Genomic DNA, 12,871 nt, shown 5'->3' on the forward strand with positions numbered 1-12,871 from the left:
TTCACCGCCCCCGGGGTTTCACAAACCCGCCCCCCGCGCGGGGTTTGTGGGGGGTTCAACAACTGTCACCACCCCGCGTCCCCCCCCCCCCGCGGGCGGGGGCCCCCCCCCCCCCCGGGGCCCCCCCCGACGGTGACCCCAGCACAGCAGAGAACCGACTGCACGTAAGGGGAAGCTCATGACAGCGACGACCGACGGATCGACCGGGACCGCGAACCCCTCCGAGGCCACGGCCCACGATCCGACCGACACGACAACCACCGCGGACGATGTGACCGTCGCCGCGCGTCGGGCCGCGGAACGCTCGGTGGAGCACCTCCTCGGCAGACAGGACGAGCAGGGCTGGTGGAAGGGCGACCTCGCCACCAACGTCACGATGGACGCCGAGGACCTGCTCCTGCGTCAGTTCCTCTCCATCCAGGACCCCGAGACCACCCGGGCGACCGCCCTCTTCATCCGCGGCGAACAGCTCGGCGACGGCACCTGGAACACCTTCTACGGCGGACCCGCCGACCTCTCCGCCACGATCGAGGCGTACGTCGCCCTGCGGCTGGCCGGGGACCGCCCCGACGAGCCGCACATGGCCCGCGCCTCCGGCTGGATCAGGGAACAGGGCGGCATCGCGGCCGCCCGCGTCTTCACCCGCATCTGGCTGGCGCTGTTCGGCTGGTGGAAGTGGGACGACCTCCCCGAGCTGCCGCCCGAGCTGATGTTCCTCCCCAAGTGGGTCCCGCTCAACATCTACGACTTCGGCTGCTGGGCCCGGCAGACCATCGTGCCGCTCACCATCGTCTCCGCGAGACGCCCGGTGCGCCCGGCGCCCTTCGCCCTGGACGAGCTGCACACCGACCCGGACCACCCCAACCCGCCCAGGAAGCTTGCCCCGCCCGCCAGTTGGGACGGAATCTTCCAGCGCCTAGACAAAGGGCTGCACCTCTACCACAAGGTCGCCCCGCGCCCACTGCGCCGCGTCGCCATGAACCTGGCCGCCCGCTGGATCATCGAGCGCCAGGAGAACGACGGCTGCTGGGGCGGGATCCAGCCGCCCGCCGTCTACTCCATCATCGCCCTGCACCTGCTGGGCTACGACCTCGACCACCCGGTGATGAAGGCGGGCCTGGCCTCGCTCGACCGGTTCGCCGTCCGGCGCGAGGACGGCGCCCGCATGGTCGAGGCCTGCCAGTCGCCCGTCTGGGACACCTGCCTCGCCACCATCGCGCTGGCCGACGCCGGACTCAGACCCGACCACCCCGCCCTGGTGAAGGCCGCCGACTGGATGCTGGCCGAGGAGATCACCAGACCCGGCGACTGGTCGGTACGAAAGCCCGAACTCGCCCCGGGAGGCTGGGCGTTCGAGTTCCACAACGACAACTACCCGGACATCGACGACACCGCGGAAGTCGTCCTGGCGCTGCGCCGGGTGCGCCACCCCGACCCCGCCCGGATGCAGGCGGCCATCGACCGCGGGGTCCGCTGGAACCTCGGGATGCAGTCCCGCAACGGCGCCTGGGGTGCGTTCGACGCCGACAACACCAGCCCCTTCCCCAACCGCCTGCCCTTCTGCGACTTCGGCGAGGTCATCGACCCGCCGTCGGCCGACGTCACCGGCCATGTCGTGGAGATGCTCGCCGTCGAAGGGCTCGCGAGCCACCCCCGTACCCGCGAAGGCATCGAGTGGCTGCTCGCCGAACAGGAGGCGTGCGGAGCCTGGTTCGGCCGCTGGGGCGTCAACTACGTATACGGCACCGGGTCCGTGGTGCCCGCCCTGGTCACGGCCGGACTGCCCACCGGGCATCCCGCGATCCGCCGGGCCGTCGCCTGGCTGGAGTCCGTCCAGAACGACGACGGCGGCTGGGGCGAGGACCTGCGCTCCTACCAGGAGGAGAAGTGGATCGGGCACGGTGAGTCCACGGCCTCCCAGACCGCCTGGGCGCTGCTCGCGCTCCTCGCGGCCGGTCGCCGCGACACCCGCCGGGTCGCCCGCGGCGTCACCTGGCTGACCGAGGCGCAGCAGGCCGACGGCTCCTGGGACGAGCCGTATTTCACCGGGACCGGCTTCCCCTGGGACTTCTCCATCAACTACCACCTCTACCGGCAGGTCTTCCCTCTCACCGCACTCGGGCGCTATGTGTACGGCGACCCGTTCGCCGACCGCGCGACCGCCGCCGAGGGGGCCTGATGGGCGATCCGAGACAGCCAGGGAGCCCGGCGACGCCCCTGCTGGTCGCCTGCGCTCTCGGCATCGAGCAGGTGGCCCTGCGCAGCGGCAGGGGCGCCCCTGGCCCGGTCCGGGTGCTGCGCACCGGAATGGGCCCCCGGGCGGCGGAGGCGGCCGTGGCGCGTCTCCTGGGCCCCGGGGGGATTCCCGACGCCGCTGTGATCGCCTCCGGCTTCTGCGCCGGCCTGGCCCCGGGGATGCACCCGGGGGACCTCGTCGTCGCCGAGGAGACCCGGGACGCGGACGGCACCACACTCTGCACGGGCACCGGCGTCCTGGTCGCCGCGCTCGCCAGGGCCGTTCCGGGCCGCAGGGTCCACACCGGCCCGCTGACCGGCTCCGACCACGTCGTACGGGGCTCCGAGCGGGCCGCGCTGCGGGCGGGCGGGGCCATCGCGGTGGACATGGAGTCCGCCGCGACACTGCGTACCGCCCTGTGTCACGGGCCCCGCCCGGTTGCGGCCGTCCGAGTGGTCGTGGACGCTCCAGAGCATGAGCTCGTCCGTATCGGCACCGTACGCGGTGGAATATCGGCGTTCCGCGTTCTTCGTGCCGTCCTTCCGGCTTTCTATGAATGGCACCGATCCTTACTGCTCCCCAGGAGGTGAGCCAGATGGCCATGCCGCTCCGTCAGTCCATCAAGGTCGCGACGTATCTCTTCGAACAGAAGCTCCGCAAGCGTGAGAAGTTCCCGCTGATCGTCGAGCTGGAGCCGTTGTTCGCCTGCAACCTCGCCTGCGAGGGGTGCGGGAAGATCCAGCACCCGGCCGGTGTCCTGAAGCAGCGCATGCCGGTCGCCCAGGCGGTGGGCGCGGTGCTCGAATCCGGCGCTCCCATGGTGTCCATCGCCGGTGGCGAACCGTTGATGCACCCCCAGATCGACGAGATCGTGCGCCAGCTCGTCGCGAGGAAGAAATACGTCTTCCTCTGCACCAACGCGATGCTGATGCGGAAGAAGCTCGACAAGTTCACCCCGTCCCCGTACTTCGCCTTCGCCGTGCACATCGACGGACTGCGCGAACGGCACGACGAGTCCGTCGCCAAGGAAGGCGTCTTCGACGAGGCCGTCGCCGCGATGAAGGAGGCCAAGCGGCGCGGCTTCCGCGTCACCACCAACTCCACCTTCTTCAACACCGACACCCCGCAGACCATCATCGAGGTCCTCAACTACCTCAACGACGACCTGCACGTCGACGAGATGATGATCTCTCCCGCCTACGCCTACGAGAAGGCCCCCGACCAGGAGCACTTCCTGGGCGTCGAGCAGACCCGCGAGCTGTTCAAGAAGGCTTTCGCCGGCGGCAACCGGGCCCGCTGGCGGCTCAACCACTCACCGCTCTTCCTGGACTTCCTGGAGGGCAAGGCGGACTTCCCGTGCACCGCGTGGGCGATCCCCAACTACTCGCTCTTCGGCTGGCAGCGCCCCTGCTACCTGATGAACGACGGCTACGTACCGACGTACCGTCAGCTCATCGAGGAGACCGACTGGGAGAAGTACGGCCGGGGCAAGGACCCGCGCTGCGCCAACTGCATGGCGCACTGCGGCTACGAGCCCACGGCGGTGCTCGCCACGATGGGGTCCCTGAAGGAATCCCTGCGCGCGGCGCGGGAGACCATCAGCAGCAACCGCTGAGGCGGTGTCCGACGAGGTACGGCCGGCCGCCACGGGTCTCCCGGGGTGGCCGGCCTCCATGGTGCAGCACACCCGAAGGGAAGAGCGGGCGATGACGGACGGCGGATCCCAGGGCTTCGACCTGGCTCGGCTCCTCGCCGAGCGCGGGGCCGAGCGGTACGACCTGCACGCACGCCACCTCAACCACCAGCTTCCGCGCATGCTGCACACCATCGGCTTCGACAAGGTCTACGAGCGGGCCGAGGGCGCGTACTTCTGGGACGCGGAGGGCAACGACTACCTCGACATGCTCGCCGGGTTCGGCGTCATGGGCCTCGGCCGCCACCACCCCGTCGTCCGCCAGGCGTTGCACGACGTCCTGGACGCCCAGCTCGCCGACCTCACCCGCTTCGACTGCCAGCCGCTGCCCGGACTGCTCGCCGAGAAGCTCCTCGCCCACAGCCCGCACCTGGACCGCGTCTTCTTCGGGAACAGCGGCACGGAGGCGGTCGAGACGGCGCTGAAATTCGCCCGCTACGCCACCGGGAAGCCCCGGGTCCTCTACTGCGACCACGCCTTCCACGGCCTCACCACCGGCTCCCTCTCGGTCAACGGGGAGAGCGGCTTCCGCGACGGCTTCGCCCCCCTGCTGCCGGACACGGCCGTCCCGCTCGGCGACCTGGACGCACTGCGCCGCGAGCTGGAGCGGGGCGACGTCGCAGCCCTCGTCGTGGAGCCCATCCAGGGGAAGGGCGTGCACGCCGCGCCGCCCGGCTATCTGCGCGGGGCGCAGGAACTGCTGCACCGGCACAAGGCGCTCCTGATCGTCGACGAGGTGCAGACGGGCCTCGGCCGGACCGGGGACTTCTACGCCTACCAGCACGAGGAGGGGGTGGAGCCCGATCTGGTGTGCGTCGCCAAGGCGCTCTCCGGCGGCTATGTGCCCGTCGGCGCGACCCTCGGCAAGGACTGGATCTTCCGCAAGGTCTACTCCTCGATGGACCGGGTCCTCGTCCACTCCGCGAGCTTCGGCTCCAACGCCCAGGCGATGGCGGCCGGCCTCGCCGTGCTGACGGTGATGGAGGACGAGGAGACCGTCGCGAACGCCCGGCGCACCGGCGACCTGCTGCGCGAGCGGCTGGCGGCCCTGGTGGACCGCTACGAGCTGCTGCACGAGGTCCGCGGGCGCGGGCTGATGATCGGCATCGAGTTCGGCAGGCCGTCCTCGCTCAAGCTCCGCAGCCGCTGGACCATGCTCCAGGCGGCCCGCAAGGGCCTCTTCGCGCAGATGGTCGTGGTGCCGCTGCTCCAGAAGCACCGGATCCTCACCCAGGTCTCCGGCGACCACCTGGAAGTGATCAAGCTGATCCCGCCGCTGGTCATCGGGGACGCGGAGGTGGACCGCTTCGTGGCGGCCTTCACATCCGTCATGGACGACGCGCACAGCGGCGGTGGACTGATGTGGGACTTCGGCCGGACGCTGGTCAAGCAGGCCGTGGCCCATCGCTGACCGCTCAGCTGCGGGAACGATGAGAATTGCCTCTGAGGCAAGTTATTTGCCCCAGAGGAAAGATCCTGGCCCAATGGAGCCATGAACCCTCCGGACGAGGGGGTGCCGGACGAGCTCCCCGGCGTCGCACCCCGACTGCGCGACCTGCGCCGCGATCGCGGCCTCACGCTGGAGGCCGCCGCCGGCCGGGCCGGACTCTCCCCGGCCCATCTCTCCCGGCTGGAGACCGGCCGCAGGCAGCCCTCGCTGCCGATGCTGCTGGGCCTCGCCCGTATCTACGGTACGACGGTCTCCGAGCTGCTCGGCGAGCAGCCGCCCGAACGGGACGCGATCGTCCGCGGCGGCGGCTTCGAGGGGGCGGAGGCCGACGGCTGGATGTACCGGCAGGCAGGCGGATCGGGCCGCGCGATGCAGGCGCTGCGGGTGCGCGTTCCGTACGGGGCCCAGGGCGACCTGGTCCGGGTCCATCCCGGCGAGGAGTGGCTGTACGTCCTGGAGGGGCGGCTGCGGATCGGGCTCGGCGACACCGTCCACGACCTCGAACCCGGCGACAGCGCTCACTTCGACTCGCTCACCCCGCACCGGATCGCGGCCATCGACCGCTGCGGCGCGGAGCTGCTCTTCGTCCACTCCCTGCTCCAGAGCCCCGCCGCCGAGCTGTGCCTCGGCAACGCCCTCCACGCGCGCTGACCGGCCGTCCCGCCGGCTGCATCCTTCGCTCCACCGGCCGCGAGGCCGACAGAGAGGACCGTCATGTCCGATTCCGAGCACTACGACCCGCTGGGCCCCGGCCGCCGCGAGAACGAGGACCCGCAGGAGAAGCGGATGCCGCGCGGCGTCATCATCCGGCTCTTCGCCTATCTGGTGGCGGGCCACGTCATCGCGGGCTTCCTCTACCTGCTCTTCGTGGTGGCCGGGAGCAAGTGACGGCGGTCGGACGACCGCCCGTCCCGGACGGATCGCTTCCCGTCCGGGTCAGCCCTGGTCGAGCAGGCGCTCGCGCAGCCGCTCCCGGGTCCCGGGGGAGACCTTCAGCCCCTCCGACAGGTAGCGATCCGTCGTTCCCCAGTGCTCCTCGATGGTCGTGAAGGCCGCCGCGAGGTAGGCGGGCCGCGCCCCGAAGAGGGGGTCCAGCAGCTCCAGCACCTCGGGCGACATGCCGGTGTCGGACGCGTCGGAGCGCTTCACGGCGTAGCGGCGGTGGGGATCGTTGGACTTGAGGTAGTCCTCCTCGATCGCCTCCGGCTCGACGCCGACCGCCAGCAGGGCGACCGCGATCGAGAGACCGGCCCGGTCCTTGCCCGCCGCGCAGTGCATCAGGGCGGGGACGCTGTCCTCGGCCAGGGAATGCAGCACCCGGCTGTGCTCGGCGGTGCGGTCCAGAATCGTCGCGCGGTACATCCGGATCATGCGGTCGACGCCCTTGCCGTTCGCGAGGACCGAGCGCAACTGCTCGATGTTCCCGTCGCTCACCAGCCGCCAGAACTCCGCGCCGTCGGCCGGGTCCGAGAGCGGAATGCTGACATTACGGACACCGGTCAACTCGATGTCGTATCCGTCGAGCCGGTGGTCGGCGGAGTGGCGGAAGTCGAAGATCGTGTGCAGCCCGAGCCCGCCGAGGAAGGCCGCGTCCTCGGCCGTGGCGTGCGCCAGGTGGCCGCTCCGGTAGAGCCGCCCGAAAGCGGTGCGCCGGCCGTCCGCGGTGGGGAGCCCGCCCACGTCGCGGAAGTTACGGACTCCGGTCAGCACGGTCTCTGTCGGCGGGACCTGCGGCACCTGTTGCGTCACGGTGGCTCCTGGGATCTCTGGCGTCGGCGCGGCTCGCCGGCGAGGGCGCTCCCGTGACGATACGACATCGATTCGACGGAAAATCATCACGGTCGCGCACCCCGGTGCGGGGTGCCGAGGGGGTCGGCCTGACCGGGCGTCAGGGGTGAAGCCGACCGCGTGTCCGTATTGGTGCATTTCGCAGAACATGCCCCGCTAATGGGGGAGATGGGATTTCGGAGGTGAGCGGGATCATATCCGTGACCGTCCGTGGCGAGCGTGCCCCGGAGTATTCCCATTGCCCGTACGGAAATCCAAGATCCGTAATCCACGGAGTGTGACGGGAAATCCGGGGCGATATCGAATCGATGATTCCGGTGCGCAACCGATGGCTTGTTCTGCTCGTCCTTGCTCGCTTACGGTCGCCGCAATCCGGACGGACCGCCTAATCCTGCCGCCGCCCGGAATTCGCACCCACCCACTCACGCGTGGCAGGAGCGGGGGAACCAGGTAAGCCGCCGATCCGGAGCGATCCGGACCGGCTCGGGGTGAAGTCGCCGCAACGCGACCGGGCATCTCCAGCCCGAACCCGACAGCTCACCTCGCAGGCGCCGGAGAGGAACTTCCCATGCCCGCAAAGGGTAAGCACCGTCGTCCGAAGTCCGGCCCGATCTCCCGCGGCGTCCTCGTCGCAGGGACCGGCGGCGCCGCACTCGCCCTCCCGCTCATCGGCGCCACCGTCGCGAGCGCGGCGGACCAGGCCGCTCCGGCCGCGAAGCCCGCCGCCGCCTCGGTCGCCGCCGCGCACACCGCCCCGGCCACCGCCCCCGCCGCGTCGAAGGCCGCCCCGAAGACGTACGCCGTCGTCTCCGGCGACTACCTGGCGAAGATCGCGGCCGAGCACCAGCTCAAGGGCGGGTGGGAGAAGCTGTACCAGGACAACCGCTCCACCGTCGGCGAGAACCCCAGCCTGATCCACCCGGGCATGAAGCTGACCCTCGGCGCCAAGGGCTCCGCCCCGGCCGAGAAGTCCGCGGCTCCCGAGGCCGCCCCGAAGAAGGCCGCACCGGCGCCGAAGGCCGCGCCGAAGGAGGCCCCGAAGGCGGACACCGTCTCCGCCGATGACTCCGAGGGCTCCGGCAGCCCGTCGGGGACCGGCTCCTCCGAGGCCACCGGCTCCGGCTGGTCCGCCCCGCTGGCCAGCGCCAACGTCACCACCCAGTACCGGGCTTCCGGCGCCAGCTGGTCCAGCGGCTACCACACCGGCTCGGACTTCCAGGCCGCCTCCGGCACCCCCGTGCTCGCCATCGGCCCGGGCACCGTGGTCTCGGCCGGCAACAGCGGCTCGTACGGCAACGAGGTCGTCATCCAGCACGAGGACGGCATGTACTCCCAGTACGCCCACCAGTCCTCGCTCGACGTCTCCGTCGGCCAGACCGTCACCGGCGGCCAGCAGATCGGCCTCTCCGGCTCCACCGGCAACTCCACCGGCCCGCACCTGCACTTCGAGGTCCGCACCGGCCCGAGCTACGGCTCGGACATCGACCCGATCGCGTACCTGCGTCAGCACGGCGTCTCCGTCTGACGTCTCCGTCCGACCGGACGCGGCGAGAAGTGATCGAGGGGCGGTGCGCGGCGGCGCACCGCCCCTCCACTTATTCCGGCTTTACCAAAAACTGACCGGGTGGTCTATCTCACCACCCGTCAACCCCGTATTACGGTCGCGTAGGTCACATCGCACGATGCAGGATAAGTGCTTGTGGCAGACGATTCGAGAAACAACCAGCAGCACACCATCGGGTCGTACGCGGCGATTGGCGACAGTTTCACCGAGGGCGTCGGCGACCCCGGCCCCGACGGGACCTACCTCGGCTGGGCAGACCGCTTCGCGGTGCTCCTCGCCGACCGGCTCCCGGCCCCCGACGGGGCGACCGGCCCCGAGGACTTCCCGCACGGGGACTTCCGCTACGCCAATCTCGCCGTACGAGGACGTCTCCTCGACCAGATCGTCGAGGAGCAGATCCCGCGCGCCAAGGAACTGGCCCCCGACCTGGTCAGCTTCTGCGCGGGCGGCAACGACATCATCCGGCCCGGCACGGACCCCGACGATCTCGCCGAGCGCTTCGAGCGGGCGGTCGCCGACCTGAGCAACGCCGTCGGCACCGTCATGGTCACCACCGGCTTCGACACCCGGGGCGTGCCGGTGCTGCGCCACATGCGCGGCAAGATCGCCACGTACAACGTCCACCTGCGGGCCATCGCCGACCGCTACCGCTGCCCCGTGCTGGACCTGTGGTCGCTGCGTTCCGTGCAGGACCGGCGCGCGTGGGACAACGACCGGCTGCACCTCTCGCCCGAGGGCCACACCCGCGTGGCGCTGCGCGCCGCCCAGGTCCTCGGCCACGAGGTGCCCGCCGACCCCGACCAGCCCTGGCCGCCGCAGGCCCAGCGCAGCCCCTTCGACGCACGGCGCGACAACATCCAGTGGGCCCGCGAATACCTCGTGCCCTGGATCGGCCGACGGCTGCGCGGAGAGTCCTCCGGCGACCACGTCGAGGCGAAACGCCCGGACCTTCTGCCGCTCTAGGACCGGTCAGGGCTCCAGCAGAGGAAGCGCACGCCGGGACGGGCCCGGTGCCACGAGCCCGTCCGACGGCGCGCCCGCGCCCGGAGGGTGTCCTGCCGGTATCCGCTCCAGGACACCGCCCGCGAACACGTCGTACAGCGGCAGCGACTCCAGATGTACATAGCCGATGTGGCAGTCGCACACGGCGAGCGGACAGGCCCGCGGGCCGAGCGCCCGGCGGTAGCTGCCGTCGTAGAGATTGCCCAGCTCCGCCTTGACGAAGTGACAGCGCCGCACCGTGCCGTCGCCGTCCACCGAGATCACCGACTCGCCCGTCCGGCAGGGCAGCCCCGCCGAACGGTGCGGATCACGGCTGTAGGGGAACAGCGGATCCAGCTCCGTCCACCGCGCCGCCTCCTCGTCGGTGTAGATGTGCCCCTCGGCGGCGTTCACCCAGAGATAGACCTCCTCCGGCAGCGCCGCCCGCAGCCGCCGAGCCTCGTCGAGGTGCTCGTCGAACCCCACCACGCCCACGCTGTAACGGATCCCCTTCGCGGACAGCTCCCGGCACTTGCCCAGGAACCGCTCGTACGGCGTCTGCCCCGGGTGGTACGTGCACCAGAGCGCGATCCGCTCCGGATCCGCGTCCGCCAGCCAGTCGGTGCGGCAGCTCAGGTTCGTCTGGATCGCGACGCGTCTGATGTGCGGCAGCCGCGAAAGATCGGTCAGCGCCCGCCGGTACCAGGAGCGGACCAGGCCTTCGCCCCACGGGGTGAACAGCACGGACAGCCGGTCACCGGTCCGCTCCGCGGCCCAGCGGGTGAACCGCTCCAGCGCCTCCCGGTCCGCCGTGAGCTGCGCGCGGCTGTCCCGCCGCTTGCCGAACGGGCAGTACGGACAGTCGTAGTCGCAGGAGGCGAGCGGGCCCCGGTAGAGAATCGTCAGGTCCACGGCCCCGTCACTTCCGCTCGTACGCGGCCATCGCGGCCCGTACCCCGGGGGAGAACAGCGCGGGACCCAGCGCGTCGGAGTGGGCGAGGCCCGACGGGGACAGCCTCAGCAGACCGTCCGGCGCCGACACGTCCAGCCAGCCACGGGCCGCGAACCCCGCCAGCTCGGCCGGGAAATCCGCGCCCGGATCCGTACCGAACCGTGCCCGGTAGTCCGCCACCGGCAGCCCCGCCGCCTGGAGCAGCGACTGCAGCAGATGCCTCCGTCGCGCCTCGTCCGCGTCGACGTACCGGCCGACCTCGGCCCGGGAGAAGTCCTCGGCGGCGGTGAACCGGTCGATGATCGACCGGATCTCCCGCATGTCCACCGCGTAGTCGAAGGAGTAGTGCAGGGCCGCCGTGTACGAACGGGCACCGCAGCCGAGGCCGATCATGCCGTCGGTCTGGCAGGCGTAGTCCTCGGGACCCTCCTGCTCCCGCGGGGCATCGGTCCGCCGGAACATCCGCATCGACACCTGCTCGTAGCCGTGCGCCAGCAGATGGTCCCGCCCCACCGCGTACAGCCGCAGCCGCTGTTCGTCCCAGGCGGCCTGCTCCAGGGCCTCCGCCTCGCCGCCGGCCGCCGCGCCCAGGCGGTGCAGACCGGTGAGCGGGCGGACGTACAGCGGATAGAGATACAGCTCCTCCGGCCGCCAGGCCAGCGCCGCGTCCAGCGACGCGAGCCAGCTGCGCTCGGTCTGCCCGTCGATGCCGTAGATCAGGTCGATGTTCAGCACCGGGATCCGGGCCTCGCGGATCCGGCCGAGCGCCGCCTCCACGTCGGCGCGGCGCTGCGGGCGGACGGCCGCCCGCGCCTCCTCGTCCACGAAACTCTGCACACCGATACTGATCCGCGTCGTGCCCCGCTCGGCCAGCACCGCCAGCCGGTCCGCCGTCGCCGTGGACGGGGAGGTCTCCACCGACAGCGGCACCGAGCGCAGGTCGGCGCCCATCCGCTTCTCCGCTATGTCGCAGAGCCGCTCCAGCTCCCCGGCGGTCAGGAACGTCGGCGTGCCGCCGCCGAACGCCGCCGCGGCGAACCGCACCGGCTCCTCGTCGCCCAGCGCGTCCCGCACGGCGATGGCCTGCCGCTCCATCGCGTCCAGATAGCGCGTCGTCAGCTCCTCCGGCGCGCCGATCCGGGTGAAGAGATTGCAGAAGCCGCAGCGGACCTCGCAGAACGGTATGTGTAGGTAGAGGGAGAGCGCGTCCTTGGGCTCCGCCGCCCACAGCGACCGCAGCGACGGGCGGTCCTCCAGCGGCCGGTAGGCCGTCTTGTGCGGATAGGCGTAGACGTAACTCTCGTACGGCCGGACGGGGGTGGCCGCTTCCGCGGCGACGGTGGTGGTCATCGGGCTGCCCCCGGGTCGAGCGGTGCGGGTGGTTCGAGGAAGAAGTGGGCGTACGGGACGGTCCAGACGGCCGGGTGGCCGAGCCGGTGACCGGTGTAGCCGTCGTCGCCGTAGGCGGTGCCGTGGTCCGAGCAGACGATGGCGAAGCACCGGCGACGGCTGCTCGCCGCGGCGAAGAGCCGGCCGATGTGCCGGTCCACGTACTCCAGGGCCGCCGCGTGCGTGGCCCGGGAGTCGCCCGCCTCACGGGTCGCCCCGGGCAGATGGAACCAGTTCGGCTGATGCAGGGCGGAAACGTTGACGAAGAGGAACAGCCGCTGCTCCCGGGGGAGCGCCGCGACGACCTGCTCCGCCCGGGCGACCTGCTCCTCGAACGAGGTGGGGGAGGCGACGCCGAAGCCGGGCTCCCAATGGCTCTCCTGGAACATCCCGGGCAGCACCGATCCGAGCGGCCCCTGACGGTTGAAGAAGCCGACCCCGCCGACGCACACCGTGCGGTAGCCCTCGGCGGCCAGCCCCGACACCAGATCCGGCGTGTCGAACACGAACGTGCCGTCCGCCGTCGTCTCACTGCCCGCGAACCGCGCCGCGAACAACCGGGGATGCGGCCCCGGGGAGGCGGGCGTCGGCAGGAACCCGGCGAACATCGCCTGGTGCGAGGCATAGGTGAAGCTGCCCGGAGCATGCCGCTCCTCCCAGCCGCCCCCGGGCAGATGCCGGGCGAGGTTGGGGAGCCGCCCGGCGGCCGCCAGCTCGACGGCGACATCGTGCCGCAAGGTGTCCAGGGTGACCAGCAGCAGATCGTGGCTTCCCACGACCTCGCCCATGTCGGGCCGGCCGGAACCGCCGGGCAGCGG

The 12,871-nt window shown here is 71.3% G+C and carries 12 protein-coding genes and 1 riboswitch; of the genes, 8 read left to right on the forward strand and 4 right to left on the reverse strand.

The genetic code is table 11. The features are described 5' to 3' along the window. Window positions 1–178: 178 nt before the first annotated feature. The 6 genes from shc (at window position 179) to ACIQRW_RS01155 (ending at window position 6,267) form a co-directional block, all read left to right on the forward strand. Entirely contained in the window at window positions 179–2,179 is a 2,001-nt protein-coding gene (shc, locus tag ACIQRW_RS01130; protein WP_403752577.1) for a squalene--hopene cyclase, read from the forward strand. Further along, entirely contained in the window at window positions 2,179–2,826 is a 648-nt protein-coding gene (locus ACIQRW_RS01135) for a 1-hydroxy-2-methyl-2-butenyl 4-diphosphate reductase (RefSeq protein WP_403752580.1), read from the forward strand. The genes shc and ACIQRW_RS01135 overlap by 1 nt, the downstream gene beginning before the upstream one ends. Window positions 2,827–2,831: 5 nt before the next feature. Next, window positions 2,832–3,851, forward strand: a complete 1,020-nt coding sequence (gene hpnH / locus ACIQRW_RS01140; protein ID WP_265598038.1) for an adenosyl-hopene transferase HpnH — start codon at window positions 2,832–2,834, stop codon at window positions 3,849–3,851. A 91-nt stretch (window positions 3,852–3,942) separates the two neighbouring features. Then, on the forward strand, window positions 3,943–5,340 hold the full coding sequence (locus tag ACIQRW_RS01145; RefSeq protein ID WP_403753445.1) for an aspartate aminotransferase family protein: 1,398 nt from the start codon (window positions 3,943–3,945) through the stop codon (window positions 5,338–5,340). A gap of 81 nt (window positions 5,341–5,421) precedes the next feature. Further along, complete coding sequence (locus ACIQRW_RS01150; RefSeq protein WP_403752583.1) at window positions 5,422–6,030, forward strand: helix-turn-helix domain-containing protein; 609 nt, start codon at window positions 5,422–5,424, stop codon at window positions 6,028–6,030. Window positions 6,031–6,093: 63 nt separating this feature from the next. Further along, window positions 6,094–6,267 carry a DUF6126 family protein gene (locus ACIQRW_RS01155; RefSeq protein WP_003964843.1) on the forward strand — a complete coding sequence of 58 codons (174 nt, stop codon included), beginning with the start codon at window positions 6,094–6,096 and terminating at the stop codon, window positions 6,265–6,267. 48 nt (window positions 6,268–6,315) lie between these two features. On the opposite strand, the gene ACIQRW_RS01160 is transcribed toward ACIQRW_RS01155, so the two are convergent. Further along, the gene (locus ACIQRW_RS01160; RefSeq protein ID WP_403752586.1) at window positions 6,316–7,128 is read right to left on the reverse strand and encodes a tyrosine-protein phosphatase; all 813 of its coding nucleotides are present in this window, start codon (window positions 7,126–7,128) and stop codon (window positions 6,316–6,318) included. 444 nt (window positions 7,129–7,572) lie between these two features. Next, a riboswitch (cyclic di-AMP (ydaO/yuaA leader) is annotated at window positions 7,573–7,733 on the forward strand. A gap of 2 nt (window positions 7,734–7,735) precedes the next feature. Here ACIQRW_RS01160 and ACIQRW_RS01165 point away from each other — a divergent pair. After that, window positions 7,736–8,692, forward strand: coding sequence for a peptidoglycan DD-metalloendopeptidase family protein (locus tag ACIQRW_RS01165; protein WP_403752589.1), 957 nt, complete (start codon window positions 7,736–7,738; stop codon window positions 8,690–8,692). A gap of 174 nt (window positions 8,693–8,866) precedes the next feature. After that, window positions 8,867–9,694, forward strand: a complete 828-nt coding sequence (locus ACIQRW_RS01170) for an SGNH/GDSL hydrolase family protein (protein WP_403752592.1) — start codon at window positions 8,867–8,869, stop codon at window positions 9,692–9,694. Window positions 9,695–9,700: 6 nt separating this feature from the next. On the opposite strand, the gene ACIQRW_RS01175 is transcribed toward ACIQRW_RS01170, so the two are convergent. From ACIQRW_RS01175 to ACIQRW_RS01185, 3 genes are read right to left on the reverse strand one after another with little or no spacing between them, the layout of a single operon-like run. Beyond that, window positions 9,701–10,624, reverse strand: a complete 924-nt coding sequence (locus ACIQRW_RS01175; protein ID WP_403752595.1) for an STM4011 family radical SAM protein — start codon at window positions 10,622–10,624, stop codon at window positions 9,701–9,703. Window positions 10,625–10,631: 7 nt separating this feature from the next. Next, window positions 10,632–12,014: an STM4012 family radical SAM protein gene (locus ACIQRW_RS01180; RefSeq protein ID WP_403752598.1), complete on the reverse strand. Its 1,383-nt coding sequence runs from the start codon at window positions 12,012–12,014 to the stop codon at window positions 10,632–10,634. After that, entirely contained in the window at window positions 12,011–12,841 is an 831-nt protein-coding gene (locus ACIQRW_RS01185) for an STM4013/SEN3800 family hydrolase (RefSeq protein ID WP_403753448.1), read from the reverse strand. The genes ACIQRW_RS01180 and ACIQRW_RS01185 overlap by 4 nt, the downstream gene beginning before the upstream one ends. Between the last annotated feature and the right edge of the window lie 30 nt (window positions 12,842–12,871).

The organism is Streptomyces sp. NPDC091287 (genome assembly GCF_044768525.1).
Taxonomy (GTDB): Bacteria; Actinomycetota; Actinomycetes; order Streptomycetales; family Streptomycetaceae; genus Streptomyces.

Excerpts from the sequence above, each read along its gene's own strand:
- shc (WP_403752577.1), top strand. The coding sequence starts at position 179 with ATGACAGCGACGACCGACGGATCGACCGGGACCGCGAACCCCTCCGAG.
- ACIQRW_RS01135 (WP_403752580.1), top strand. The coding sequence starts at position 2,179 with ATGGGCGATCCGAGACAGCCAGGGAGCCCGGCGACGCCCCTGCTGGTC.
- hpnH (WP_265598038.1), top strand. The coding sequence starts at position 2,832 with ATGGCCATGCCGCTCCGTCAGTCCATCAAGGTCGCGACGTATCTCTTC.
- ACIQRW_RS01145 (WP_403753445.1), top strand. The coding sequence starts at position 3,943 with ATGACGGACGGCGGATCCCAGGGCTTCGACCTGGCTCGGCTCCTCGCC.
- ACIQRW_RS01150 (WP_403752583.1), top strand. The coding sequence starts at position 5,422 with ATGAACCCTCCGGACGAGGGGGTGCCGGACGAGCTCCCCGGCGTCGCA.
- ACIQRW_RS01155 (WP_003964843.1), top strand. The coding sequence starts at position 6,094 with ATGTCCGATTCCGAGCACTACGACCCGCTGGGCCCCGGCCGCCGCGAG.
- ACIQRW_RS01165 (WP_403752589.1), top strand. The coding sequence starts at position 7,736 with ATGCCCGCAAAGGGTAAGCACCGTCGTCCGAAGTCCGGCCCGATCTCC.
- ACIQRW_RS01180 (WP_403752598.1), bottom strand. The coding sequence starts at position 12,014 with ATGACCACCACCGTCGCCGCGGAAGCGGCCACCCCCGTCCGGCCGTAC.
- ACIQRW_RS01185 (WP_403753448.1), bottom strand. The coding sequence starts at position 12,841 with ATGGGCGAGGTCGTGGGAAGCCACGATCTGCTGCTGGTCACCCTGGAC.